Below are 25,102 nucleotides of genomic sequence, written 5' to 3'. Positions count from 1 at the left end.
CGGCGATACGCTGACCCGTATGACCATGCGGCCCATCCGGATCATCGGCGACCCCGTCCTGCGCACCGGATGCGAGCCGGTCACCACCTTCGACGCCGAGTTGCGGGCCCTCGTCACCGACCTGATGGACACCCTGCTCGGCGCCCCCGGCCGCGCCGGCGTCGCCGCACCGCAGATCGGTGTCAGCGCCCAGGTGTTCGTCTACGACGCCGACGGGCACCGCGGTCATCTCATCAACCCCACCCTCGAGCTGTCCGACGAAGTCCAGGACGACGAGGAGGGCTGCCTGTCCATCCCCGGGTTGTATTTCCCGACCGTACGGGCCCTGCACGCCACCGCCCACGGCGTCGACCAGCACGGCGAGCCGCTGACCATCGCCGGCAGCGGGTTCCTCGCCCGCGCCCTGCAACACGAGACCGACCACCTGCTCGGCAAGCTCTACGTCGACACGCTGAGCGGGGACACCCGCCGCCGCGCGCTGCGCGAGATCCGCGCCGGCCGCTTCGACTCGCCCAGCCGCCGCCGCTGACTCCCCAGACGCTCACCCGCCGCTACCGGGCCGTCAACGTCCACTCGTCGTAGTCGGCGACCCGGGTGAAACCCACCCGCTCGTACAGGCGCACCGCGGCCATGTTGTCCGCCTTCACGTTCAGCGCGACGTGCTCAACGGTCTCCCGCAGCCGGGCACACAGCGCCGCCACCACCGCCGCCGCCAGGCCCCGCCCACGCCAGCGCGGATGCGTCGTCACATTGCCCAGGGCCGCCACCCGGTACACCGGCGAGAACACGTGCACCCCGGCCACCGCGACCAGCTCACCGCCCTCGCGTACGCCCAGGTACTGCCCGGTTTCCAGCATCCGCTCGTCGAACCAGTTACCGGGGTACGCCTGCTCGTACAGCTCACGCAACCTCGGCAGGTCCGCTGCGCCGAGCACCACACCCGCCGGGGCCACCGCGCTCAACCGCGCCGGATCGGTCAACGCCATCCGAAGGTGCGCGCCACCGGAATCCAGCCGGAACGACCCGGCCAACGCGCCACTCAGCCCGGGGGACAGGTGCGCGTACAGCCGGGCGGGCAGCACCGGCGCCACCTCCGTCAGCAACGCCGCCAGCGCCGTAGTGTCCGCCGGCGCCGCGAACGCCAGCAACGTCGGCGGGTCCACCCCGTGATACAGCAACGCGACCTGCTCACCCCGGCGAAACCATGAGGTGTACGGCCAGAAGAAGTCGTCCAGATCGCCCAACTGGTAGGCGTGCAGCACCGGGTCACGCCCCAGCAACCGCGAAAGGACCACCCGGTCGTGCTCCGCGCGTACCGGCATCAGCGCGCCACCCACTGGTCGTGGCCAAGTTTCGCGACCAACGCCACCACCACCACCAGCAGCACCACCCGCACGAACCCCGACCCGCGGCGCAACGCCATCCGCGCCCCCAACACCGCGCCAGCGATGTTGCACACCGCCATCCCCGCGCCCAACAACCACCACACGTGCCCGGTCACCCCGAACACCACCAACGCACCCAGGTTCGTACCCGCGTTGACGACCTTCGCCATCGCCGAACCGTGCACGAAATCCGCTCCCACCAGCGCGGTGAACGCCAACACCAGGAACGTGCCGGTGCCCGGGCCGATCAACCCGTCATACAGGGCGATGCCCACCCCAGCCACCGCGATCACCGCCGCCACCCGCACCGGCGTCCGCCGCTGCGGTGCCGCCACCACCCCCAACCGGGGGCGCAGCAACACGAACACCGCCACCGACACCAACACGACCAGCACCACCGGCCGGTACGCCGACGCCGGCACCGACCCGGCCAGCGCGGCCCCCACGCCCGCGCTGAACACCGCCAACCCCGCCGCCGGCCCCGCCACCCGCCAGTCGACCTTGGTCCGCCGGGCGTACGTCGCCGCCGCCGTGGCCGTACCGAAGATCGCAGCCAACTTGTTCGTGCCCAGCGCGGTGGCCACCGGCAACCCCGGGGCAGCCACCAGCAACGCCGGTAGCAGCAACAACCCACCGCCACCGACCACGGCATCGACCCACCCGGCCATCGCGGCGGCGGCCAGCAGCGTACTCAGCGTCACAGCGTCCACGGGCGGCAATTCTCCCCACCGTGCCGACCCCGACCGGCCCCGGAGTGGCCAGCCTCACCTCAACGACCCCGCGAACGCCGCAACCACACCCCCAACGCGCCAACCGCCACGAATACCAGCACGGAACACAGCAGCACCTTCACCACCGGGCAACCATGCCACGGGGACGTAAGGTGCAGGAGTGCGCCTGGCCACCTTCAACCTGCTGCACGGACGATCCCTCACCGACGGGCTCGTCAACTCCGATCGACTCGCCGCCGCCGTCGGCGCCCTCGACGCCGACGTGCTCGCCCTGCAGGAGGTCGACCGCGACCAACTCCGCAGCGGCCACCTCGACCTCACCGCCATCGCCGCCCACGCCCTCGGCGCACCCCACCACCGCTTCGCCGCCGCCGTCGTCGGCACCCCCGGCGAACAGTTCCGCCCGCTGCGCCACGAGGACGACGGGCACGGCGAACCCTGCTACGGCATCGGGCTGATCAGCCGACACCCGGTACGCAGCTGGCAGGTCACCCGACTCAAGCCCGCCCCCGTCCGCTCACCGATCTACGTGCCCGGCCCCCGCGGCGGCCTCATCCTGCTGCACGACGAACCCCGCGTCGTCCTCGCCGCCATCCTCGACACCCCACACGGCCCCCTCACCGTCGCCGCGACCCACCTGTCCTTCGTGCCCGGCTGGAACGCCCGCCAACTGCGCCAGACCGTCCGCGCCCTCCGCGCGCTACCGGCCCCCCGCGTCCTGCTCGGCGACCTCAACCTGCCCGCCGGAGCGGCCCGGCTCATCTCCGGCTGGCACCCCCTGGGCCGCCGCCCCACCTATCCCGCCGGGCAGCCCCGCGTCCAACTCGACCACATCCTCGCCGACCGGCACGCCCTCGAACAGCTCCCACCGGTACGGGCGGTCACCGCGCCGCTGTCCACCATCTCCGACCACCGGCCCCTGCTGGTCGACCTCGGCTGACACGCCGCCGCGCCGACCCTGGTACGCGCCGGGGTCTGCCCTGCGGCGTTGGTTGAGGGCGACCGCCGAGTCGCAAGATTCCCTCAAGATCATTGCATCGACGCACCTCGACGATCATGCTGATCGGCACGCGCCACGATCAACTAGTCGGAGGCCACATGAGACGCCAGCGACCCACCGTCATCGCCATCTCCACACTCCTCGCCATCACCCTCACCACCGCACCCACCCCCGCCAACGCCCAGAGCGCGGCAGAACCCAACCAGGTCGCCAACCTCACCGTCCGCCAGGCCGACGGGTACGCCACCCTCGCCTGGCAGCCCATCGACGGGGCCAGCGACTACCAGATCGAACGCACCGCCGTCGACGCCACCGGCACCCCCACCGGCGCACCGACCATCGTCGGCATCTGGCGACCCAACCGCCAGATCAACCAACAGGCACCCACCTTCGCCGACTCCGGCTTCAACCCCGGAGACACGTTCCAATGGCGGGTACGCGCCCGCGCCGGCACCACCGAACAGCCCTACTCCGACCCGGTCGTCGCCACCACCACCGCACCCTGGGGCAACCCCGCAACCCCCGGCGAGCAACTACGCACCCAGTGGGAGACCGCCCACGCCGCGCAATACACCAGCGACACCGACGAGTACGCCTACACCGCCGCCATCGAAACCCTCAGCGACCGGGTCCGTGTCGTCGAACTCGGCCGCACCGTCCAGAACCGACCCATCAACATGATGGTCATCGGCTACCCCACCCCGGCGGCCACCCCAGAGGCCGTCGCCGCCACCGCACCCGTGGCCATCAACTGCAACGTGCACGGCAACGAACCCGGCGACCGCGAAGCCTGCCTCATCATGGCCCGGCAACTCGCCTTCAGCACCGACCCCCGGGTCACGGACCTGCTCAGCCGCACCACCGTCCTGATCGTCCCCACCATCAACGGCGACGGCCGGGCCGCCAACACCCGCGGCAACTCCACCGGCCAGGACCTCAACCGCGACTACTCCCTGATCCGCCAGCCGGAGACCGCCGCGTACATCACCATGGTCCGCGACTACCGTCCCGTCGCCGGCTACGACGGCCACGAGTTCGGCAACGCCCGCGCCGGCGACCTACCGATGCTGCCGCCCCGACACCAGAACGTCCCCCAACCCATCTTCGACCAGTCCCAGGACATGATCGAAGGCCACATGTACGCCAAGGGCGCCGAAGCCGGCTGGTGGGCCTGCCCCTACGGCTGCGAAGGCGGCGGCAACGTCGGCCTCAGCGAAGAAACCATCCTGCGCAACACCCTCGGCCTCAAGAACGTCGCCAACTCCCTGTTGGAACTGCGCAGCTCCGGCGGCCAGACCCGACCCGACGAGGGCAACACCGCCAACAACCGGCGCCGCAAGACCTACTCCGCACTGTGGACCTTCCAGCAGTTCCTGGACTACCACCGCGCGGACCGCGGCGAGATCCTCAACTCCCGCGCCGAGTCCATCGAGATCCAGGCCGCCAACACCGGCCGCCTCGTCTTCCGCGGCTCCCGACCGATCCCCGCCCACCCCGCCCCGCACCCCGGCGACAGCCCGCCGCCGCTCGACGCACCCCGCGCCGACCTCATCCTCGACAACGCCCCGTGCGCCTACAAACTCACCGACGAGCAGTACAACGGGGCACGCACCGACGGACCCGGCGGCATCGGCACCACCGTCGCGCAGCGCATCGCCGCACACGGCTGGAAGGTCATCAAGACCAGCGACGGCTACTACGTACCCCTCAACCAGCCCGAACGCGGCCTCATCCCGCTGCTGCTCGACACGAAGGGCGTGGAGAAGCTGACCGACGGCGAACGCATCTACCCCACCCTCACCGGCCGACGCAACGGACCACTGACCGTCTCCGGCTTCACCTGCGCCGCCGACGCCACCATCAACGGCCCGGTCACCGTCCGGGCCGGCGCGGCACTCGTCGCGACCGGAACGACCATCAGCGGCCCCGTCAGCGCCACCGGCGCCGCCGGCGTCCTCCTCGCCGACAGCTCCATCAACGGCCCCGTCCAGATCACCAACACCACCGACGCGATCTCCATCATCGACGTCACCATCGCCGGCCCGGTCAGCCTGTCCGGCAACACCACCCGCACCAACGCACCCCTGCTGGCCGGCAACACCATCCGCGGCCCGCTCAGCTGCACCGCAAACAGCCCCGCCCCGATCAACCTCGGCGTCACCAACACCGTGCACGGTCCGCGCACCAACCAGTGCGCGGCACTGTGACCACCAGATAGTCGAGCCACCGTGCCGGCGGCGCGGGCACCACGCCCGTGCCGCCGGCACCACCCATCCACCGACCCCCGACCCGTGGAGACCGCCGTGTCGCACCCCGCCACCCCGAACGGCACCCCACCGCGGCACCCCCGACCCACCCGGCGCCTCCGCCTCCTCGCGCCGACCCTGCTGCTCGCCGTCACCGCCTGCACCGGCACCCCCGCCGCCCCCCGCGCGAACGCCGAACCAGCGACACCCCAGGTCAGCGGCCCGCTCTGCGCCGCCCTGCCCACCGGCACCGACCCCGGAAACCCGACCTTCCTCGCCGGTCAACCCGCCGACCAGGCGCTGCGGTGGATCCCCACCCTCACCACCTTCGAAGCGGCCCTGCGCACCAGCGGCGTCCTCACCGACCTGCCCACCGGCACCGGCGTCACCATCCTGGCGCCCTCCGACGACGCCTTCGCCGCCACGTTCTCCGAGGACAACTGGGACGACCTCATGACCCGCAACGGCGATCAGCTACGCACCCTGCTGAAGGCCCACCTCATCACGGGAGCCCACGCAATCGGCGACCTGGCCAACGCCGGCACCGCCACAACCCTCGACGGCACCACCGTCGCTGTCACCCGCACCGGCCCCACCGTCCGCCTCGCCGACCGCGCTGACGCCGTCTGCGCCGACTACCAGGCCACCAACACCCGCATCCACATCATCAACGCCGTACTCGGCCCGCTGCCCGTCACCGCCAACGACAGCGACCAGCGAGCCCACTGACCACCCTCACCCCTGATCCACCGGCACCAGCGCCGCCAGCGCCCGGTTGGTGCGGTTGGCCCGCACCGCATCGCGCTGCTGACCGGCCGTCACCTCGATGTACGTCTGCGACGACGCCAACGACGCGTGCCCCAGCAGCCGCATGATCTCCACCGCGCTCGCTCCATCCTCGGCCAGACGAGTGGCGAACGTGTGCCGCAGCGCGTGCAACCGCGCCCCACGCGGCACCCGGTCACCGATGCCCGCCCGCCGATAACACGACTCCACCAGATACTGGAGCCCACCACGGCGCAGCGGCTCGCCGTGCCGGTCCACCAACAACGCCGAGTCGGGGCGTACCGACCGCGAACCGAAGCGCCGCGCCCGACTGTCCAGGTAGTCCAACAGCACCCGATCCAGATCCGCCTCGATCGGCACCACCCGGGGCCGCCCGCCCTTGCCGACCACCTCGACGCGCCGTTCACCGGGCCGACCGGCCAGCGAGCTGACCCGCAGCGCGAGCAACTCCGACAGGCGCAGCCCGGCACAGAGCGCCACCGCCAAGACCGCCACGTCCCGCTCGGGCCACGGGTCGCGCTGCCGGCTGTCGTCGCGTGCCACCGAGGCGAGCAGCAGCTCGGGGGTGTCGGCGCCGCGCAACGGCTTCGGCTGGGGGAGTAGTGCCCGGGGGCGTCCGACGGCCGGCATCGGGTTGCCCGCCACCACGCCGTCGGCCACCAGGAACGTGAAGAAGCTGTTCCAGGTGGACCAGGCCCGGTGCACCGAAGCGGCGGCCCGGGGTGCGGCGAACCGAGCGAAGGCCGCCCGCATCAGCCGGGGGGACAGGTCGGTGATCGACAGCGCGTCCTGGGGGAGGGGAGGGGTGGCAACCTCCGCGGCCAGGGCCACCACCGCGTGCAGGTCCCGCCGGTACGCGGCCAGGGTGTGGGGGGAGGGCTTGCGGGTGGCCCGAGCGGTCAGGAACTCCTCGATCAACACCATGAGCGATTCGTCCTGTTTGTCATGCATAAGGGATATTATGCAGCATTTTCGGGTTTCCGGAAAGTGCTCAGAGAGGGGGAGTGGAACGCACGGCCGCGCGCCGGATCAGCTACGCCGAGGCGCTGGCCTTCGCCCAGACACCACCAGGAGGTGTACGACGAGCACGGGCACCACCTGGTCGACGTGCCAGCCGGACCAGTGCGGGAACGAGTCGCGCTGATCGAGATGCACGTAACGTGCCCGGTATGACGTTGCCAGCCGCCATCTGTCCCGACTGTGGCCGGTCCGGCAGGCCGACCGTGTACCGGGAGCCCGACGATCCCTTAGGTTGGGCCTGCCCCGAGGGGCACGAGTGGCGGGCGGCCGATCGGCCTGGCTGGGCCCCCTGGGCAGCACCAACCCTTGTCGCAGGAAGCCGCGACGCGGGTGACGCATCGGTGTCGACCGACCCCAGGGACTTCGTCAGGGAGGGTCGGACCTGGCGGATCGGCACGGCCGACGACGTCGCCTGGCTCGCCGGCCACACCACACCGGGCGTCTCGATCACTGCGGCGATTCCGCCGGTGTTCGACGCGTACGCCACCTTCTATCCGCCCGACGGCGTCAGCTTCGTCGACCACGAGCGCGCCGTGGTCGACGAACTCGGCGCGTACACGCCGGACCAGACCTGGTGGCTGGGCTATCTCGACACCGGCGCCCACGACATCGTCTTTCCACGCGCGCCGAAGGTGTCCCTGTACTGGGACTGGCCCTACGTCCTGGTCGAAGCCGGACCCGAACAGGCCCTCACATGGCGGACCGGTCACATGCGGGGCGACGGGCCGCTGCCCGACCTGTTCTTTCCCGCGGATCGCTCCTGGCTGGTCTCCGCCCTCTGGGACGACACCTGGACCGACGTCGGCGGCAGCGCCGCCCTATGTGCGGGACTGCAGCGCAACCCACTGGTCAACGCCCGTCTGGTCCGACCCGACGAGGACGCACTACCGCCAGGGCTGACGCGCGACTGACCACCGCTGACCGGTGGTGGGGGGACCACCCAATCAACCCGACTTTACATAATGTGCATTATCGAATGTGCGCTTGAGTGCAGGTCGCCCGGTTGTGAGCTGCACTCAAGCCTTCTCGACGGACGCGTTGCCGTCACGTACGCCGCCGAAATCTGCCGTCGCGCGCTGCCGGTGCGGCCCGAGGCCGGACCGCTGAGACGGCCGCACAGCGGTCCGGACCGAGCAGCTTGATCGCAGTGGGATCGCTGCCCGGGCGGTGAGGAGACTCGCCGGCCGGCCGGGCGCTGCTGTCTCAGGCGCTGTCGTGGTTGCCGCTCCCCCGCCGGGTGGACCGGCCGTGAAGCAGTCGACGGCTGCAAGATCGTGGGCTCGTAGAATCGGGTCATGTCTGATGCCCAGCCCACCCCGCGATTCCGCCAGTACGCGGCGAAGATGGGCGAGTTGGTGGCCCGGCAGATCCTGGAGGACATCGTCGAGCAGGGGCTGCCCGCCGGGGCGGCGCTGTCCACCGAGGCTCAGATGCTGCAGGCGTACGGGGTCAGTCGCGGCACACTGCGCGAGGCGCTGCGGATTTTGGAGATCAACGGCCTGGTGCGGGTGCGCCCGGGTCGTGGTGGTGGGCCCATCGTCGGTGCGGTTGATCCGCATACGTTCGGTCGGACGATGGCGCTGTTCATGCAGATGGGGCGGACCCGGTTCGGTGAGCTGGTCGAGGCGCGCGTGATCATGGAGCCGATGATGGCCCGGTTGGCCGCCGAGCGGCGCGACGCCGCGCATCTGCGCGAGTTGGCCGAGTCGATGCGTGAGCACAGCACGTTGGAGGAGCGCGATGAGGCCAGCTACCTGGCTGTCATGCAGCGTTTCCACGGTGTGGTGGCGGGTCTGTCGGGCAATGGGGTGTTGGATCTGTTCGGCCGGGCGCTGAAGGAGATCTACACCGAGCGGGTCGTCGCGGCCGAGCGTCGCCCGGAGCGGTGGGAGGACGTGCGGCGTGAGCACCAGGCGGTCGCCGCGGCGATCGTCGACGGGGACGGGGCTGAGGCGGAGAGGCTGATGCGGGCGCACATGGTCGCCTTGGCCGATCACCTCCAACGTGACTACGGCGGTCTGCACGACGAGGTGATCGGCTGGTGGTGATGTCCGGTCAGGACAGTGCGCTGGAGAGCACCGCCTGCACCGGTGTGCGGTCCTGGTCCACCCGCCAGGTGGTGTCCTGGTCGCGCCAGTCGGTGCCGAGGGCGCTGACGGCGGGCATCACCTCCCTGGCGAACAGGGTGAGGTGGTCGCGTACCTCGTTGCTTGTCATGTCGCCGGCGTGGTTCATGAGGATGAGGTGCCCGACGCCGGTCTGCTCGTAGAGGCGGTGGATCTGCGCGGTGACCTGGTCGGGGGTGCCGACGAGCAGGATGCCGGCGTCGATGAGGTCCTCGTAGCTCATGCGGCGGACGGCTCCGAGGCGGCCCTGGAGTGCGGCCACGGCGGCGGACGGCGGGAAGTAGCCGGGTGGGCTGGCGGCGCCGAGTCGCAGGTTTCCGGGCTTGAGGTAGTACATGAGTTTGCGGCCGATCTCGCGGGCCTTCTCCTCGGTGGGGGCGACGTGGCACAGGGCCATGTAGGCGAAGCGGTCCGGGCCGGGTTCGGGTTGTCCGGCCGCCACGGCTGTTCGGCGGTAGAGGCGAAAGGAGGTCGCGGTGTCGTCGTACGTGCCGAGGAGGTTGCACAGGGTGTAGCCGTGTGTGGCGGTCCATTCGACGAGTCGGGTTGAGGTGCCGCTGATCCAGATCGGTGGGTGCGGCTGTTGGTATGGGCGTGGCCAGACGCTGACGTACCGGTAGTGGTAGTGGCGGCCTTCCCAGGAGAAGACGTCGCCGCTGGTCCACGCCTTTTTGATCAGGTCGTGGGCCTCGATGAACATCTCCAGGTTGTGTACGGGGTTCTGGTTGGAGGGGAACGTTTCTCCCTGGACGCCGCGGACGAAGCCGCAGTCGATGCGGCCGCCGCTGACCGAGTCCAGGTAGGCGATTTCCTCGGCGACTCGGATGGGGCTTTCGCGGTGTGGCAGTGGGGTGCCGAGCACCAGTACCCGGCCGCGTCGGGTGCGGTGCAGCACCGACGCGGCGCTGAGGGTGGCCGATACCTGGAGGGTCGACGCCGACTGGTGGTGCTCGTTGACCATCAGGTCGAAGCCGAGTTCGTCGGCGAGTTCGTATTCGTCGAGGTACCGCTGGTAGAGCTCGTGGCCGAGGATCGGGTCGTAGTACCGGTTGGGCATGAAGTACTTGAGGCCCCGGTTGGCCTCTTCGGCCTCGGGTGGGACGAACGGGTAGGGCATTTCGGTGAAGTGGTAGAGCCTCACTGGGCCTCTCCGATCAGGAAGGACCGGACCAGCCGGTGGAATTCGTCGGGGCGCTCCAGGTACGGGTAGTGCCCGGCGTGCGGCAGGTCGACGAAGCGCGCTGACGGCAGCAGGTCGGCCAGTGCGGCGCTGTGCCGTGGTGGTACGAGCCGGTCGTGGGTGCCGGCGAGGATGAGTGTTGGCATGGTGGCCAGGTGTAGCCATCGGCGGAGCCGTGGGTCGTGCAGGAATGGTTTCCAGGCGTATCGCGACAGGGCGGCCCGGTCGGCGAAGGCCCGTTCGTATTCGTTGTCGGTGAGGCCGGTCGGGTAGCCGGGCATCCGCAGGTCGTGGCAGGCCGTCGGGTCGGCCCAGCCCAGTTCCACCACTTCGGTCGGGTCGAGCAGCAGGATGTCGGCGAAGTCGGGCTCGGTTGGCCCGGACAGTTTCACCCCGTACGGGGAGACGAGGAGGAGTGAGGTGAACAGGTGGGGTGCGCGTACCGCCATGTCCAGGGCGATCCAGCCGCCGAAGCCTGCGCCTGCCAGGTGTAGCGGTGCGTGTGCCAGCTCGGCGGCGGGGCCGGACAGGTAGTGCTGGGCGAGGTCGGCGACGGTGTCCCACTCCTGCGTCGTGTTGTCCAGTGGACTACCGAAGCCGGGGTGTCGGGGTACGACGACGTCGAGGTCGTCTGCCAGCAGGTTCAGCGCGCCGACCGGCCCGGGTAGCACGTCCGCGTCGTGGAGGAACAGCAGGGTGCTCACGGTGTGCCCCTCCCCTGGGTGAAGAAGGTTCGCAGGAGGGCGGCGACCGTCTCGGGTTGGTCGAGGTTCGGCGCGTGTCTGGCGTCCATGCGGTGTACGTGGACCTGTGGGGACAGGTTCTCGAAGTGTCGGCCCCAGTCCGGTTCGAGCAGGTCGTCTCGGGTGCCCTCGACCACGAGGACAGGCACGGGGCTGTCGCGCAGTGGGGTGGGCCAGTCGTCGGGGCTGTCCGGCTTGGGCAGTGTGGGGTGGCGTAGGCGGGGGGCCAGGCACGCTGGTACGTGTCCGGGCTTGCGGGTGTTGGCGTAGCGCACCTGGACGGTCTTGTCGAAGCCCGCGTAGTCGTCGGTCATGAGGGCGACGAGGCGGTGGACGTCTTCTTCGGTGCCGTCGAACCGGGCGAGTTCGGTGGTTCCCTTGGTCGATCGCCACGGGCCGCCGGTGCCGCAGATGCTGACTGCGGACAGCGCTGGCAGGGTGGGTGCTGGTGTGGCGAGTGCCCGTAGCAGGAGGGACCCGCCGAATGACTGGCCGGCGAAGTGCGCGGCGTCGACGTCGAGGGCGGCGCAGAACGCGGCCAGGTGGGCGGTGCGGAAGGAGTACGGGGATCGGTCCAGGTAGACGACCTTGTCGGTATCGCCGTATCCGAGCATGTCTGGTGCGAGTACGCGGTAGTGCTTGGCGAGGATGGGCATGACGCCGGCCCAGCTGCCGATGGCGTCGCCGCCGAACGCTCCATCATGGACGAGGACGACGGTGCCCTCGGGTTGTCCGGGTGGCGCGCATTCCCAGTAGCGGGTGGTGAACCCGCCGGCGTTGATGGTGTGGGTGCGTGGTGGGGGCATTTTCCTGCCTTGGGTGCGGTTCGGAAGCGGGTGGGTCGTCCGCCGATGGGGGTTGTCAGAGCTCGTCGGCCTGGAAGGTGCCGTAGCGCCCGTTGAGGTAGAGCAGCGGCCGGGCGTCGGTCTGGGATCGGGCGTGCAGCACCTCGCCGCACAGGATCCAGTGGTCTCCGCCCTGGTGGACGGCGGTGGTGCGGCATTCGAGGACCGCGGTGGTGCCGGTGGCGAGGGTGGGCACCTGTGTGCGGCCGGTGACGACGGCTGCGGTGAGTTCGTCGAGGTCTCGACCGCGGGCGGCGAATGCCTGTGCCCAGGCGGCGCGGTCGGCGGCGAGGTAGTTGATGCTGAATCGGCCGGCTCGCTCGGCCAGTGGTGCGAGGCCGGTCTTCTCGTCGACGGCGACCAGCACCATCGGTGGTTGGCCGGACAGTGAGGTGGCGGAGGTGCAGGTGATGCCGGTGACGCCGGCCGGGCCGGCGGGTACGAGCACGATCGCCACGGGTGCGGGGACCTGCCGAAAGGCGGCCCGGAAGCGGGGGGTCTCGACGAGGCGGTCCTGGCCGGTCAGGTCACGGCTGGTGTGGTTCATTGTGCCTCTCCCCCTTGTCCGCTCGGCTGAGCCACATGCGGTGCACGTCGGTTCGGCCGGTGAGTCGATCTGCTGCCGGGCTGCCGCCGATGACCACTGCTGAGGCGACCCAGTCGGCGCAGGCGCCGGTGGCGGCGAGGACCGTCGTCTGGGTGATGTCGGAGGTGGCGGGCTGTCCGGTTCGCGGGTCGATCAGGTGATGTCCGGTGTTGCCCCAGCGGCGTTTGCCTGTGCCGCTGGTGGCGACGCCGCCGTCGCGTACCAGGAGTACCTCGCGGTTGGGGAGTTCGACGGGCCAGCCGTCGCCGGCTGGGCCGGGTCCGTGGCAGGTGACGTCTCCCCCGATGCTGGCTGCCGAGTTGGGGCCGAGCCAGGTGACGACGTCGTCGGCCCACCTGCCCTTCGCCAGCGCTCCGATGTCGATGCTGTAGCCGGGTGCCAGGCGGGCGCTGTGGTGGCGCAGTTCCAGCAGCGAGGCCAACGGTGGCACGGGCGTCGGTGTCGTGGGCGGTGCGGCGGTCGGGGCGCCTGTCCCCCATGAGCGTACGTAGCCGGCGGCGAGTAGCCGGGGCAGCATCGCGACGTTGACGAGGCCGGCGCTGGCGACGGCCACCGCCAGTGCGTGCCGGAGCATCGCGTGCAGGTCGTCGGAGATGTGGTGCCACTGCCCGGCGGCGGTGTTGAGTTGGGAGAGTTCGCTGTCGGCGCGGAAGCGGGAGTATCGCTGGTCCAGTTCCCGTAACCGCCGCTGCACCTCGGTGAACGGTGTGGCCGGCGGGCCGTTGCTCGCCAGTGTGATGTCGCAGGTGAACATTTCGCAGGTGTGCCGCTGCACGGTGGGCAGGTGGTCTCGGCCTTGCGTCGCAGCGATGGACGCGTTCATGTCGGACTCTCCCCTCACCCGCAGTCCTAAACATGCTAAACATTATCATGTTTAGGGAGCAAGGGTCTGGCCAGGCAATTCACGCCGGCCAGCCCCTTGTCCACCGGTCACCCGGCCCCGTCCAGCCGCTAGCGGCCCGCCACGGCCCGGCTCAACACCTCGCGCGCGCTGCGGGCAACCGCCGCGTCGATCATTCGTCCATCGGCGGTGACCGCCACCCCCGAGCCGTTCCGTTCGGCGCCCCCCAGCCGGTCGATGATGTCCTGGGCCGCCTCGACCTCCGCCGTCGTCGGCGAGAACACCCGGTTGACGACGGGCACCTGCGCGGGATGGATCGCCGTGCGTCCACGGAACCCCTGACGCAGCAGCAGCCGGCTGGTCGCCTCAAGCCGGTCCGGGTCCCGCAGGACCGTCTCCGTCGGCCCCACCGGTGGGGCGAGGCGGGCCACCGCGCAGGCCAGGACGGCACGCGACCGCAGCGGCCACAGCTCCACCTTGTCCGGGCCAGGTTGCAGGCACAGTTCGGCCGCCAGGTCCGCCTCGCCCAGGCCGAGGCGCTCGACCCGGGGTGCGGCGGCCACGGCCTCGGCGCGCAGCACGCCGCCGGCGGTCTCCAGCAGCGCGAACACCGCCACGTGACCGACCGGGAGGCCGTGCTCCCGTTCCGCGTCGCCGAGCAGCCGGTGCACCTCGGCCAGCAGGTCGACGTCGGCCTTCGGTACGACCACGCCGGTCAGGTGCGGGCCGGCAATCGCGGCGATGTCAGCGGCCGGGGTGTCCGCGTTGAGGCGTACCCACCATTGCGGAGCGGCGGGCGCCGCCGCGCGACCGTCGGCGAGGAACGCGCTGACGGTCGCGCGGGCGGTGGCCTTGTTCGCCGGTGCCACCGCGTCCTCGAGGTCGAGGATGCAGGCGTCGGCGCCCCGGGACGCCGCCCGCGCCACCTTGTCCGGTTGGTCGCCCGGCACGTACAGGTAGCTGCGCGCGATGCTCCGGGGTCGCCCGACGGCGGTCACGGCCGGGTGGGGCGGGAGAGGTACCGGCCGCGTGGCTGCCCGACCACGGTGCCGTCGCGCAGGATCTGCTCGCCGCGCAGGAAGGTGTCGGTGACCCGAGCGGTCAGCTCCATGCCCTCGAACGGCGTGTAGTCCTGTGCCGACAGCGACTCGTCGGCCCGAACCGTCCAGGTGTGATCGGGGTCGACCAGGCAGAAGTCGGCATCCAACCCTTCGGCGATGGCGCCCTTGGTGGCCAGTCCGAATCGGCGTGCCGGCGCCCACGAGGTCAGCTCGGCGACACGGGCGTACGACAGGCCGCGCTTGGAGCCCTCGCTGACCAGGCCGGGTAGCAGGTACTCGGCACCGCCGAAGCCCGACTTGGCGACGAAGATGTCGTCCTTCGGCTCGCCGAACTTCGTTTCGGCGCGGCAGCAGGCGTGGTCGCTGACGACCCAGTCGAGATTGCCGTCGAGCAGGTAGCCCCACAGCGCCTCCACGTCCTCGCGGGGACGCAGCGGCGGGTTGACCTTGCCGCCGAGGCCGTAGGCGGTGTCGATGTCGGCCAGCAGGTGGCCGATGGTCACCTCGCGGCGGAAGTCGACGTGCGGGAACGCCTTGGCCATGCGCAGCGCCGCGTCGACGGCCTTGGCCGACGACAGGTGCAGCAGGTTGATGGTGGGCAGGCCGGTCTCGTGCGCGAGGTAGGCGGCGATGCTGATCGCGAGCCCTTCGGAGTGCGGGGGGCGAGAGGCGCTGTACGCGGCCAGCCCGGTCAGCGTGCCCTCCTCCTCGACCAACCGGGTGTACGCCCGCATGATCTCCGCCGTCTCGCAGTGCAGCGACAGCGAGATCTCGTCGGCCAGGTCGGGGAACTGCTCGCGGGCGGCCTGGACGCCGCGCATCACGAACTCGAAGTGGGCGTAGTCGTAGCGGGCGTCCGGCGGGATCATGAGGAAGGAGCTCTGGTCGGCGGAGCGGCCGTGCAGCCCGTGGCCACCGTAGAACATGAAGACCTTGAACGAGGTCACTCCGTGGTCGCGGACCAGCTCGGGAATCTCGTCGATGTGCTCGGCGGTCATGGGTGCGACGTGGAAGGCGAAGTCCACGTAGGACTTCTGGTCGGTGGCGCTGCGCACCTCCGGGAAGAATTCGCGGTACGGTCCGCCCCGGTTGAGGTAGTACTGCCCGGTCCGGATGTAGTTGATCGCGGAGGTGACACCGCCCTGCGCGCAGGCGCGGCTCTCCGTGCCGGTGTCCTCGGCCAACGGGTGGTAGATGCCCCAGTGCTGGTGCGCGTCGACGACGCCCGGGAAGGCGAGCTTGCCGCCGCCGTCGACGACGGCTTTCGCTCCGGCGGGGTCGATCGTCGGCGCGAGCCGGGCCACCCGACCGTCGCGTACGCCGATGTCCAGCGCCGCCGGCTCGGTGTGGTCGTGCCGCACCACTCTGACGTTCTTCACTACGAGATCGAAAGGTTCCACGGTGTGCTCCTGAGGTTGGCGGACAGCGGAGTGGGGCGGTGTCAGTCGGCGCCGGTGGCGGCCCGCAGTCGGGTCAGTGGGCGCAGCAGGTCACCGACGTCGGCGACGTCGGCGAGGCCGAGCACGGTGGCCACCACCTGGTCGGCGGTGTCCGGGTCGACGCGCCCGGCGACGTTGTCCCGGAACTTCGACGCCAGCTCCGCGTCGGACAGCGGCCGCTGCGGACCACCGCGGTTGGTCAGCACCTCCTCGCGCCACGTCTGTCCGTCGTCGGTGCGTACCGCCACGATGGCGGGGAACTGGTGCGGGAAGATCGCGTTGCACTCGTCGTCGGGGACCACGTCGACGAGTGCCATCAGCGCCCGGCGCTGCGGGTCACGGGCCAACTCGTCGGTGAAGTCGCCCAGCCCGAGCCCCAGCCCGCCGCCGCCGAGCAGGCCGGCGACGACCGCGTACGGCCCGCTGAACTGCGCCTGGTAGCCGGTGTCCGGGGCGCGTTTGGTGGCGATCGGCTCCCCGATGGTGCGGATCACCGCGGCGGGTACCTTCAGTTCGATGTGTGTGATCCGGTCCACGGGCACGCCCCGCGCGCGTAGGGCCAGGCCGGCGTCGATGGCCGCGTGGGTGAAGTGGTTGGCGGGGTACGGCTTGAAGAAGATGTCGGGCACCGCCCACCGTTCGCCGAGCCCGTCGGTGATCTGGTCGTGGTCGGCCTCACCGCGCAGGAAGGCGGTGAAGAAGCCGAACCGGCCCTCCAGGACGGTGGGTGGTCCGGTGAAGCCGCGCCGGACCAGGTCGGCGGCGGTGACGGCGCTGTGCGCGGCCCAGCCGCAGTGCAGCCGCTTGACCGTGCCGCCGGTCCGGTTGGCCTCGATGACCCCGGAGGCCATGGAGGCGGTCACGCCGAGCACGTCCAGCAGCCCGTCCTCGTCGAGGCCCAGCAGCATGCCGGCGGCTACGGCGCCGCCCATCGCGCCGCAGATGGAGGTGGCGTGCTGGCCGTGTTCGAAGAACACCGAGTTGTTCAGCACCGGGTCGTAGCCGGCCATCCCCAGTCGTACGGTCACCTCGATGCCGACCGCGATCGCGTTGGTGAGCGCGGCGCCGTCGGCGCCGGCGGCCTGCGCGGCGGCGAGGGCCGCCGGGACGACGGCGGCGCTGGGGTGCAGCACGGAGGGCAGGTGGGTGTCGTCGTAGTCCAGCGAGTGCGCGAGGACACCGTTGCCGAACGCGGCCTGCGCCGCGGCACCGCGGCGGGTAGCCCGACGACGTGTGCCTGGCCGCGCCCGCCCTGGTCGGCGACGTAGTCCAGCGCGGCGCGGCTGGTGGGCAGCCGGTGCGCGGCCACGCACAGCCCGAGGATGTCGAGCACCCGTTGGCGCACGCTGGTGGCGAGCCGCTCGGGCAGTGGCTCGGCGCCGGTGCGGGCGGCGAAGGCGGCGAGTTGCCGGGCGAGGGTCTGCTCAGCCATTGACGATCACCGCCAGGGGGCGCACCGGTGAGCCGGTGGCGCCGAAGATGGCCAGGGGTGACAGCACGAACAGGAACTCGTGGACGCCGTCGGCGGCCAGTTCCTCCAGCGCCATCGTCTCGATGATGTAGACGCCGCGTTCGACGAGCAGGACGCGGTGGGCTGGCAGGACGCTGTGCCCGGCGCCCGGTCGCAGGCACTCGAAGGCGATCGTGTCGGCGCCGGCGGCGTGGATGCCCTGGTCGGCGAGCCAGGTGGCGCCGGCTGCGGCGACTCCGGGTACGCCGGTGGTGTGTCCGAGGTAGCGGGTGCGGTCCTCGTGGTCGAACAGTCTGCCCCACCCGCTGCGGACCAGCACCACGTCGCCGGGCCGGACCGGGGTGGCCTGCCGCTCGACGGCGGCCGACAGGTCCTGGGGTGTGATCTCGTAGCCGGGAACGCAGCCGTCGGGCAGGCCCAGGGCGGCCGGGATGTCGAGCAGCACGCCACGGCGGACCATCGGGGCGATGGTGTGCGCGCCCAGGTCGGCGTACCGCCCGCCGCGGCCGGCGTCGGTGGCGTCGGAGCCGTCGAACAGCCGGCCGTCCTGCGAGACGTGGGAGAAGGCGTCGACGTGGGTTCCGACGTGGGTGCCCATGGTGATGATGTCGTTGGCGGCGGAGCCGCCGTCGGGTCGTACCGCGTCGCCGTGGCGGCGGGGCAGGGCATGCCAGAACGGCGGGTGGTTCGGCGACTGCGGCATGCCGATGGTCAGGCGACGGCCCAGGTCGTACGCCCGGACTCCGGCGTCGACGGCGGCCAGTAGCGCCCCCGTCCCGGTCGCCGGGCTGGTTTCGGCGGTGATGCTCGTTGTGGTCACGACAATCCTTACCTTCGGTGGTGGCGGCCGTCAGGCCACGATCTCCCGGGAGCGCAGCTCGGCGACGGTGTCGGGGGTGCAGCCGAGCTCGTTGACGAGAAGATCGTCGGTGTCGGCGCCGAGGGCCCGACCGGTGAAACGGATCCGGCCTGGCGTGTCGGACATGCGCCACAGCACGTTGTGCATCAGCACCTCGCCGAGGTCGGGGTCGGGAACCGTGACCACCATCGCGGCGGCCTGGACATGTTCGTCGGCGACGATGTCGCGGGCGGTGTAGACGGGCGCGACGGCCGCGCCGGCCTCTTCGAAGGCGCGCATGACCTCGTCGCGGGTGCGCTCGCCGATCCACCCGCCCACGTAGCCGTCGAGGAGGTCGGCGTACGCGGCCCGCTGGCGCCCGGAGGCGAACCATGGTTCGTCGATGACCTCGGGGTGGCCGACGAGGCGCAGCACCCGCTCGGCGATGGACTGCGCGCTGGTGGACACCGCGACCCAGTCACCGTCCTTGGTGCGGTACGTGTTGCGCGGGGAGTTGTTCGTGGACCGGTTCCCGTGCCGGTGCTCGATCACGCCGAGTTGGTCGTACACGGTGGGTCCGGGACCGACCGCCATCATGATCGGTTCGAGCAGGCTCATGTCGACGACTTGGCCCTTGCCGCCGTTGCGTTCGCGGGCCCACAGCGCCACCATCGTGGCCGAGGAGGCGGCGATGCCGCAGATGCTGTCGGCCAGGCCGAACGCCGGCAGCGTCGGCGGGCCGTCCTCGTCGCCGGTCAGGTGGGCGAAGCCGCTCATCGCCTCGGCGAGCGTGCCAAAACCGGGTCGGTGCGCGTAGGGGCCCTGCTGGCCGAAGCCGGAGATGCGCACGATGACCAGGCTGGGGTTGATCTCCTGCAGCTGCTCCGGGCCGATCCCCCACCGTTCCAGAGTGCCGGGGCGGAAGTTCTCGACCAGCACGTCGGCGGTGGCGGCCAGGCGGCGCAGCAGGTCGGCGCCCTCCGGCGTGGACAGCTTCAGGCCGATCGTCCGCTTGTTGCGGGAGATCTCCTTCCACCACAGCGGGTGGCCGTCCTTGGCGTGGCCGTGTCCGCGCATGCTGTCGCCGGCGACGGGGTGTTCGACCTTGATGACGTCGGCACCGAAGTCACCGAGGATCTGGCAGCACAGCGGGCCGGCCAGGATCGTCGAGGCGTCGATGACACGGAGTCCGGTCAGCGGTCCGTCGTGCATGGGGCCTCCCCAACTCGGTTCGTTCGCTTCAAGCGAACGGTGTTTCGCTCAGCAGAATAGGCGGTGGTGTGGTGAGAGGTCAACGAGACGCCTGCCATCCCTCCTGGACAGGCCCGGTGACCGACCGGGACCGGGTCAGTCGTCCGCGCAGCACCACTGCGGCGGCCATCGCGGACGCCGCCGCGACGAACGCGCCGGTACGGGCGGAGAACGTGTCGCCCAACCAGCCGTGCAGCATCGCCGCACCCGGCCGGATACCGAGGAAACACATCGACCACAGCGCCATCACCCGGCCGCGTACCGCGTCGGCCAGTCCCTGCTGCATGGTGGCGTTGACATCGCTCACGGCCAGCAGGTAGCCGGCCCCGCCCAGGGCGATGCCCACGGTGGCCACCACCGGTCCCGGACTCACCGCCAGCACCACCATCCCGACGCCCAGCGCGGCCACGCCGACCGCGCCCGTCCGGCCGCTGCCCACCGTGCGCCGCAGCCGGCCCACCCAGATGGCGATCAACGCCGAGCCGACACCGAAGAAGGTGATGAAGACACCCACCAGCAGTTCGCCGCCTCCGAAACCCTCCGCGAACAGCGGGGACAACGTGTTGATCGGCTCCATCGCCAACCCGATCAGGGCCACGGCGACCAGACAGCGCACCAACTCGGGACGGCGACGCACGTAGGCGACGCCGTCGAACACGCCCAGCCGCCCACGCCGGCCGGTCCCGTCGCCGGACCGTGGCAGCCGTACGCCGGTCAGCGCCAGGGCGAACACCAGGAAACTGGCGGCGTTGACGGCGAACGCCGTACCGGCGCCGGCCACCGCGTACGTGGCCGCCCCGGCGATCGGTCCGATGGCGCGGGACAGGTTGAAGGTGAGCGAATGCAGCGCGATCGCCTGGGCGACGTCGGCCCGTCCCACGATGTTGGGCACCAGAGCCTGCGCCGCCGGGCCGGTGATCGCCTGGCCCACCCCGGACAGTCCGATGAAGGTGAGCAGGAGCCAGGGGGTCAACGCGTCCAGGAACGCCAACAGCGCGAGAACAGCCGCGGCGGTACCGCCCAGCGTCTGCCCCACGATGATCAGCAGCCGCCGGTCGGCCCGGTCGGCCAATGCCCCGATCACCGGGGCGAGGACCAACTGCATGGCGAACTGCAGGGCGGTGACCAGCCCCACCATGAACGCCGAGCCAGTCAGCGCGAAGATGGTCAGGATCGCCGCGACGTTCTGGAACCACGTGCCGGTGTTGGACGCCAGCGACCCGAAGAAGTACGGGCCGAAGCGGCGGTCCCGCAGTAACGCGAGCCCCCCGCGTCCCACCTCGTCGGCTGGCGCGTCGGCCGGGCGGTCAGCCTGCCGCACCCGCGCCTCCCATTCCGTACCCCTGCGGGGTTCCGCTGGCCAGCGAGGTCCACACCGACTTGGGGCGCAGATAGAGGCGGGCCGCCTCGGTGCCGTTCTCGCGGCCGTACCCGGACAGGCCGACACCGCCGAACGGCACCAGGTCCGACAACACCCGGTAGGTGTTGATCCACACCGTGCCCGCCCGCACCTGCCCGGCGAACCGGTGAGCCCGGGCGATGTCGGCGGTCCACACTCCGGCCGCCAGGCCGAACTCGGTGTCGTTGGCCAGCCGCAGTGCCTCGGCGTCGTCGCGGAACGACGACACCGCCAGGATCGGCCCGAAGACCTCCTCACGCAGCAGACGGGCATCGTCGTCCAACCGGTCGAACACCGTCGGCGCCACGTAGAAGCCGTTGCGCAGCCGCTCGGTGTCGGGCAGGGCGGCCTGCGCGACCAGCCGGCCGGCCCCGGTGGACTCGGCGATGAACGCCACCGTCTTGTCCCGCTGCGCCGCGGTGATCTGCGGACCCAGGTCCGTCTGCTCGTCGAACGGGTCGCCCACCCGCAGCGCCCGCACCCGCTCGGCTACCCGGTCGAGGACCTCGTCGTAGATGGACTCGTGCAGGACGAGCCGCGAACCGGCGATGCACATCTGCCCACAGGAGGCGAAGACGCCCAGGATCACCGCGTCGACCGCCCGATCCAGGTCGGCGTCGGGGAAGAGGATCTGTGGGGACTTGCCCCCCAGTTCCAGCGCCACCGGGGTGAGGTTGGCCGCCGCCGCGCGGGCGATCGCCTTTCCGGTCTCGTGGTGCCCGGTGAACACGATCAGGTCGACGTCCGGATGCGACACCAGCGCAGCCCCGGTCTCCCGGCCGCCCGGCAGCACCCGCACCAGGCCGTCTGGCAGGCCCGCCTCGGTCAGCAGCTCGCCCAGTCGCAGGGCGGTCAACGGCGTCTCCTCGGCCGGCTTGAGCACGCAGGCGTTGCCGAAGGCGAGCGCCGGCGCGATCTTCTTGGCGGCGAAGAAGAACGGCACGTTCCACGGGATGACGCCGGCGACGACGCCGTGCGGCTCGGGCACCGTGTAGGTGTGGTACTCCGGGCCGACCGGAATGGTCTCGCCGCGGACCTGGTCCGCCCAGCCCGCGTAGTAGCGGAAGCTGCCGGCCGCCCGACGTACCTCACGCCGGGTGTCGCTGAGGATCTTGCCGGTGTTACGGGTCTCGGTCTCGGCCAGCTCGTCGAGCCGGGCCTCGATGAGGTCGGCGACCGCGTGCAGGATCCGGCCGCGGTCGCTGCCGGTGCGCCGGGCCCACGCCGGCTGGGCGGCGCGTGCCGCCCGGACAGCGGCGTCCACCTCGGCCGGCGACGTGGACGCGACGCGGGTCAGGACCCGGGCGTCGATAGGCGAGACGACATCAACCATCGGTGTTCCCTTCGGGGTGGACCGGGCGCGCCCGGCGTCCCGGATCCATCGACCCGGTGAGGTGTTCGGGCACCCAGACGTCCAGCACCGCCGGAACGCGGTCACGCGCGACCGCCGTGCGGGCCCGGTCCAGGGCCCCGGCCAGGTCGGCCGCTCTGACCACCTGCTCCCCGTAGCAGCCCTGCGAGCGGGCGTGCGCCGCGAAGTCCGGCGACGGGGTCAGGTGGCCGCCGATCACCGTGGGTTCGGTGACGGCCAGGCCGTCCGGGTAGTGCGCGGCCAGTGTGGTCGTGCCGGTGCGGTACCCGCCGTTGTTGACGACCACGGTGACCACCGGGGCGTTGTGCTGCTGCTGCAACCACAGGCACGAGTCCGGCGAGCCGAACAGGTACGAACCGTCCCCGGTCACCGCCACCGCGTGGGCGCCGCCAGCGGCCATGCTGGCGCCGGTCGCCGCGGCCACGGACCAGCCGAGGCTGGAGCCGCCCTTCTCGAAGAGGGTGCCCGGCTTCGTACGGCTGACCGTCGTGGTGTCGAACACCTCCCACGTCAGCAGATCGTCGGGCCGCAGGTGCTGGTCCAGCGCTGCGGCGATCAGCTCGGGGGTGGGTACACCGGAGGCCGGCGCGGTGCCGGTGGCGGCCCGCGACGCACCGGTGTCCGGGTGCCGTTGCCGACGCCGCCGGACGTTGTCGGCGTCGCCCGGACCGGCCGCGCCGACCTCGGCGAGCACCGCCGTGAGGAACGCGGCCGGGTCGGCGGTGGTACGGGCGTCAGCGCGCAGTTCGTACAGCGGGACGCGACTCTCGATCGGGTCGGGCCCCACCCAGCCGATCCACGCGTCGTCGCGCGGCCGCTCCAGAGCGGGCATCCAGGGCACCGGGTGGTCCAGCACGACGATGACGTCGAACTCGTCCAGCGGTGCGGTCGAATGCCATGGGTTGTCGTCGGGCAGGTTCATCCGGTAGCGGGAGGCGCGCACCTCCACGCCGAGGGTGTCGGCCAGTTCGGCCAGCAGCGCCACGGCCCGCGGATCCACGCCGACCCGGTCGGTGACGATGACCGGCCGCCGGGCGGCCGTGAGGCGGCGGGCCACCTCACTGACCACGCCGGAATCGCCGGGGCCGAGGACCGGAACGCCGAGCATCTGGGCGCTGGGGACCGGATCACTGGTCGCGATCGGGTACCGGCCCACCTCCTCCGGCATCGCCAGGTAGACGGGACCCCGCCGGGGAGCGAGCGCAACCTGTAGGCCACGTGCGACGACCAGGGCGGCGTCATCGAGCGCGGACAGCTTGTAGTCCCACTTGACGTACTGCCGGACGATCGAGCCCTGGTCCCAGCGCTGCTGCTTCCAGAAGACCGGCGAGGTGCGCGACTCCGCCCGGGTGGGCGGGTAGCCCGACATGATCATGATGGGGTGGTCGCCCCACATCGCGTTGTGAATGGCGCCGCCGTGGTGCAACAGGCCGAGGTCGGCGTGGGCCGCGGTCATGGAGGGTCGACCGGAGACCATGGTCTCGCCCATCGCGGCGGTGAGCGCCACGTGCTCGTGCGGGCAGGTGATCACTTCGGGGGTCGGCTCCCCCCTGTGCCTGGCCTGCGCGCTGGCCTCCTGGAACGAGGTCAGCTCGGAGCCGCTGTTGAACCACAGCCGCTGTACGCCGCTGGCCGCGGCCGCCGCCAGCACCGCGGCGGCGGCGCTGTCGGCTGTCACAGGGTCCTCGCGCGCTCGAGGTAGTTCCGGTAGATCAGCTTGTCGATCGGTGCCGCGGACTTGACCAGCTTGGCCTTGATGAGGCTCTCCTGACCCTTGAGCCAGGTCTGGTCGTCCATCTGCAGGGCCTTGTCCGGGCCGGCCGCCAGCCAGCTCTCCACCAGCAGTGGCAGCTCGGTGCGCGCCTGGGCCGGGTCGGCCTCCGGGTTGTACTTACGCAGGTCGTTGATGACCTGGTCCCAGTTCTCCTCCTTGCTGGCGTAGTCGATGGCCTTGAGCACACCGGCGAGGAACTTCACCGGCATGTCGCTGCCCGACTCCACCATCTTGGAACTGGTGTTGTACGAGTCCGACGGCATCGGTGCGAAGTCGTCGGTGCTGAAGAAGACGACCTCACCGACCTCCTTCTGGATGGTGGCCCGATCGGTGTTGACGCAGATCCAGGCATTGACATCGCCCTTGCGGGCCAGCTCGTAGGCCGCGGTGCCGACACCGGTGACCGGACGCTTCACCGACTTGGGGTTGACGCCCGCGTTGATCAGCATGACGTCGAGCAGGTTCTCGGTGGCGCCACCGGTGGACACGATGCCGCAGGTACGCCCGGCCAGCTCGGCCGGATTGCGGATCGGGCTGTTCGGCAGGGACACCACCTCGAACTGCGACTTCTGCCGCACGCCGGCGATGCTGATGAACGGCGCTTGCTCGTTGGCCACCGCGATGATCGCGTTGATGCCGTTGGCCCGGGTCAGGTCGGCCGAACCGCCGAGGACCGCCTGGATGGCCGTGGCGGTGCCCTGCCCACCTTTGATGTCCAGCTTCAGGCCGTATTCGGCGAAGAAGCCGCGCTCCTTGGCGACCATCGTCTCCACGAAGCTCAGCGTCATGCCGGAGGCGGTCATGTACGAGCCGGAGATGCTGCCGTCGGCGTTGACCTTGTTGTCGTCGTCGCCGCCGCAGCCACTGAGCAGCAGGGTCATGCCGCCGGCGCTGGGCAGCAGGAGCCCGGCGGTGGTGCCGGCCCGCAGGAGCGAGCGCCGCGAGACCGGTGTGCCGATGGAACGGTCATTTCTCATGAGAATCTCC

23 protein-coding genes and 1 pseudogene are annotated in these 25,102 nt (G+C 71.0%); 6 read left to right on the top strand and 18 right to left on the bottom strand.

From position 1 onward, the window contains the following. Window positions 1-19 precede the first annotated feature (19 nt). On the top strand, window positions 20-529 hold the full coding sequence (def, locus tag PCA76_RS16725; RefSeq protein WP_272611361.1) for a peptide deformylase: 510 nt from the start codon (window positions 20-22) through the stop codon (window positions 527-529). Window positions 530-551: 22 nt separating this feature from the next. Here the strand turns inward: def and PCA76_RS16720 are convergent, their stop codons facing one another. Next, window positions 552-1,322: a GNAT family N-acetyltransferase gene (locus PCA76_RS16720; RefSeq protein ID WP_272611360.1), complete on the bottom strand. Its 771-nt coding sequence runs from the start codon at window positions 1,320-1,322 to the stop codon at window positions 552-554. Continuing rightward, window positions 1,322-2,095 (bottom strand): sulfite exporter TauE/SafE family protein, encoded by a 774-nt coding sequence (locus tag PCA76_RS16715; RefSeq protein ID WP_272611359.1) that lies wholly within the window; start codon window positions 2,093-2,095, stop codon window positions 1,322-1,324. Before PCA76_RS16715 ends, PCA76_RS16720 begins: the two co-directional genes overlap by 1 nt. Before the next feature lie 181 nt (window positions 2,096-2,276). Between PCA76_RS16715 and PCA76_RS16710 the strand changes: the two genes are divergently transcribed. The 3 genes from PCA76_RS16710 (at window position 2,277) to PCA76_RS16700 (ending at window position 6,091) form a co-directional block, all read left to right on the top strand. Beyond that, the gene (locus PCA76_RS16710) at window positions 2,277-3,056 is read left to right on the top strand and encodes an endonuclease/exonuclease/phosphatase family protein (RefSeq protein WP_272611358.1); all 780 of its coding nucleotides are present in this window, start codon (window positions 2,277-2,279) and stop codon (window positions 3,054-3,056) included. A gap of 158 nt (window positions 3,057-3,214) precedes the next feature. Beyond that, window positions 3,215-5,323: a M14 family zinc carboxypeptidase gene (locus tag PCA76_RS16705; RefSeq protein WP_272611357.1), complete on the top strand. Its 2,109-nt coding sequence runs from the start codon at window positions 3,215-3,217 to the stop codon at window positions 5,321-5,323. A 96-nt stretch (window positions 5,324-5,419) separates the two neighbouring features. After that, on the top strand, window positions 5,420-6,091 hold the full coding sequence (locus tag PCA76_RS16700) for a fasciclin domain-containing protein (RefSeq protein ID WP_272611356.1): 672 nt from the start codon (window positions 5,420-5,422) through the stop codon (window positions 6,089-6,091). Window positions 6,092-6,097: 6 nt separating this feature from the next. Here the strand turns inward: PCA76_RS16700 and PCA76_RS16695 are convergent, their stop codons facing one another. Further along, window positions 6,098-7,099 carry a tyrosine-type recombinase/integrase gene (locus PCA76_RS16695; protein WP_272611355.1) on the bottom strand — a complete coding sequence of 334 codons (1,002 nt, stop codon included), beginning with the start codon at window positions 7,097-7,099 and terminating at the stop codon, window positions 6,098-6,100. Window positions 7,100-7,509: 410 nt separating this feature from the next. Between PCA76_RS16695 and PCA76_RS16690 the strand changes: the two genes are divergently transcribed. Beyond that, complete coding sequence (locus PCA76_RS16690; protein ID WP_272611354.1) at window positions 7,510-8,079, top strand: hypothetical protein; 570 nt, start codon at window positions 7,510-7,512, stop codon at window positions 8,077-8,079. 384 nt (window positions 8,080-8,463) lie between these two features. After that, window positions 8,464-9,216: a FadR/GntR family transcriptional regulator gene (locus PCA76_RS16685; RefSeq protein ID WP_272611353.1), complete on the top strand. Its 753-nt coding sequence runs from the start codon at window positions 8,464-8,466 to the stop codon at window positions 9,214-9,216. A gap of 7 nt (window positions 9,217-9,223) precedes the next feature. On the opposite strand, the gene PCA76_RS16680 is transcribed toward PCA76_RS16685, so the two are convergent. The 15 genes and pseudogenes from PCA76_RS16680 to PCA76_RS16610 all read right to left on the bottom strand — a co-directional run bounded on the left by PCA76_RS16680 (window position 9,224) and on the right by PCA76_RS16610 (window position 25,092). Further along, window positions 9,224-10,435, bottom strand: coding sequence for an LLM class flavin-dependent oxidoreductase (locus PCA76_RS16680; RefSeq protein ID WP_272611352.1), 1,212 nt, complete (start codon window positions 10,433-10,435; stop codon window positions 9,224-9,226). Beyond that, on the bottom strand, window positions 10,432-11,178 hold the full coding sequence (locus tag PCA76_RS16675) for an alpha/beta fold hydrolase (protein ID WP_272611351.1): 747 nt from the start codon (window positions 11,176-11,178) through the stop codon (window positions 10,432-10,434). Before PCA76_RS16675 ends, PCA76_RS16680 begins: the two co-directional genes overlap by 4 nt. After that, window positions 11,175-12,023, bottom strand: coding sequence for an alpha/beta fold hydrolase (locus tag PCA76_RS16670; protein WP_272611350.1), 849 nt, complete (start codon window positions 12,021-12,023; stop codon window positions 11,175-11,177). Before PCA76_RS16670 ends, PCA76_RS16675 begins: the two co-directional genes overlap by 4 nt. Window positions 12,024-12,078: 55 nt before the next feature. Beyond that, entirely contained in the window at window positions 12,079-12,609 is a 531-nt protein-coding gene (locus PCA76_RS16665) for a flavin reductase family protein (RefSeq protein WP_272611349.1), read from the bottom strand. After that, entirely contained in the window at window positions 12,590-13,492 is a 903-nt protein-coding gene (locus PCA76_RS16660) for an FAD:protein FMN transferase (RefSeq protein ID WP_272611348.1), read from the bottom strand. Before PCA76_RS16660 ends, PCA76_RS16665 begins: the two co-directional genes overlap by 20 nt. Window positions 13,493-13,620: 128 nt before the next feature. Further along, on the bottom strand, window positions 13,621-14,508 hold the full coding sequence (locus PCA76_RS16655; RefSeq protein ID WP_272611347.1) for an HpcH/HpaI aldolase/citrate lyase family protein: 888 nt from the start codon (window positions 14,506-14,508) through the stop codon (window positions 13,621-13,623). Further along, entirely contained in the window at window positions 14,505-15,950 is a 1,446-nt protein-coding gene (locus PCA76_RS16650; RefSeq protein WP_272611346.1) for a dihydroorotase, read from the bottom strand. The genes PCA76_RS16655 and PCA76_RS16650 overlap by 4 nt, the downstream gene beginning before the upstream one ends. A gap of 62 nt (window positions 15,951-16,012) precedes the next feature. Beyond that, window positions 16,013-16,639: a hypothetical protein gene (locus tag PCA76_RS16645; RefSeq protein WP_272619433.1), complete on the bottom strand. Its 627-nt coding sequence runs from the start codon at window positions 16,637-16,639 to the stop codon at window positions 16,013-16,015. Between the two features lie 105 nt (window positions 16,640-16,744). Beyond that, window positions 16,745-17,442, bottom strand: a pseudogene (locus PCA76_RS16640) (MmgE/PrpD family protein); the annotation flags it as partial. Beyond that, window positions 17,435-18,301: a cyclase family protein gene (locus PCA76_RS16635; RefSeq protein WP_272611345.1), complete on the bottom strand. Its 867-nt coding sequence runs from the start codon at window positions 18,299-18,301 to the stop codon at window positions 17,435-17,437. The gene PCA76_RS16635 and the pseudogene PCA76_RS16640, both read right to left, overlap by 8 nt. Window positions 18,302-18,331: 30 nt before the next feature. Then, on the bottom strand, window positions 18,332-19,531 hold the full coding sequence (locus PCA76_RS16630; protein WP_272611344.1) for a CaiB/BaiF CoA transferase family protein: 1,200 nt from the start codon (window positions 19,529-19,531) through the stop codon (window positions 18,332-18,334). A 79-nt stretch (window positions 19,532-19,610) separates the two neighbouring features. Beyond that, complete coding sequence (locus tag PCA76_RS16625) at window positions 19,611-20,891, bottom strand: MFS transporter (RefSeq protein WP_272611343.1); 1,281 nt, start codon at window positions 20,889-20,891, stop codon at window positions 19,611-19,613. Continuing rightward, complete coding sequence (locus tag PCA76_RS16620) at window positions 20,878-22,302, bottom strand: aldehyde dehydrogenase family protein (RefSeq protein ID WP_272611342.1); 1,425 nt, start codon at window positions 22,300-22,302, stop codon at window positions 20,878-20,880. Before PCA76_RS16620 ends, PCA76_RS16625 begins: the two co-directional genes overlap by 14 nt. Continuing rightward, complete coding sequence (locus tag PCA76_RS16615; RefSeq protein WP_272611341.1) at window positions 22,295-24,019, bottom strand: thiamine pyrophosphate-dependent enzyme; 1,725 nt, start codon at window positions 24,017-24,019, stop codon at window positions 22,295-22,297. The genes PCA76_RS16620 and PCA76_RS16615 overlap by 8 nt, the downstream gene beginning before the upstream one ends. Further along, window positions 24,016-25,092: an ABC transporter substrate-binding protein gene (locus PCA76_RS16610; RefSeq protein ID WP_272611340.1), complete on the bottom strand. Its 1,077-nt coding sequence runs from the start codon at window positions 25,090-25,092 to the stop codon at window positions 24,016-24,018. Before PCA76_RS16610 ends, PCA76_RS16615 begins: the two co-directional genes overlap by 4 nt. Between the last annotated feature and the right edge of the window lie 10 nt (window positions 25,093-25,102).

The sequence above is a fragment of the Micromonospora sp. LH3U1 genome (genome assembly GCF_028475105.1).
GTDB lineage: Bacteria > Actinomycetota > Actinomycetes > Mycobacteriales > Micromonosporaceae > Micromonospora.
This window is presented reverse-complemented; position numbering and strand designations above follow the sequence as displayed.

Bases quoted from the DNA above. Each gene is read 5' to 3' on its own strand.
- def (WP_272611361.1), top strand. From the start codon at position 20: ATGACCATGCGGCCCATCCGGATCATCGGCGACCCCGTCCTGCGCACC.
- PCA76_RS16720 (WP_272611360.1), bottom strand. From the start codon at position 1,322: ATGCCGGTACGCGCGGAGCACGACCGGGTGGTCCTTTCGCGGTTGCTG.
- PCA76_RS16705 (WP_272611357.1), top strand. From the start codon at position 3,215: ATGAGACGCCAGCGACCCACCGTCATCGCCATCTCCACACTCCTCGCC.
- PCA76_RS16695 (WP_272611355.1), bottom strand. From the start codon at position 7,099: ATGCATGACAAACAGGACGAATCGCTCATGGTGTTGATCGAGGAGTTC.
- PCA76_RS16685 (WP_272611353.1), top strand. From the start codon at position 8,464: ATGTCTGATGCCCAGCCCACCCCGCGATTCCGCCAGTACGCGGCGAAG.
- PCA76_RS16670 (WP_272611350.1), bottom strand. From the start codon at position 12,023: ATGCCCCCACCACGCACCCACACCATCAACGCCGGCGGGTTCACCACC.
- PCA76_RS16665 (WP_272611349.1), bottom strand. From the start codon at position 12,609: ATGAACCACACCAGCCGTGACCTGACCGGCCAGGACCGCCTCGTCGAG.
- PCA76_RS16660 (WP_272611348.1), bottom strand. From the start codon at position 13,492: ATGAACGCGTCCATCGCTGCGACGCAAGGCCGAGACCACCTGCCCACC.
- PCA76_RS16630 (WP_272611344.1), bottom strand. From the start codon at position 19,531: ATGCACGACGGACCGCTGACCGGACTCCGTGTCATCGACGCCTCGACG.
- PCA76_RS16620 (WP_272611342.1), bottom strand. From the start codon at position 22,302: ATGGTTGATGTCGTCTCGCCTATCGACGCCCGGGTCCTGACCCGCGTC.
- PCA76_RS16610 (WP_272611340.1), bottom strand. From the start codon at position 25,092: ATGAGAAATGACCGTTCCATCGGCACACCGGTCTCGCGGCGCTCGCTC.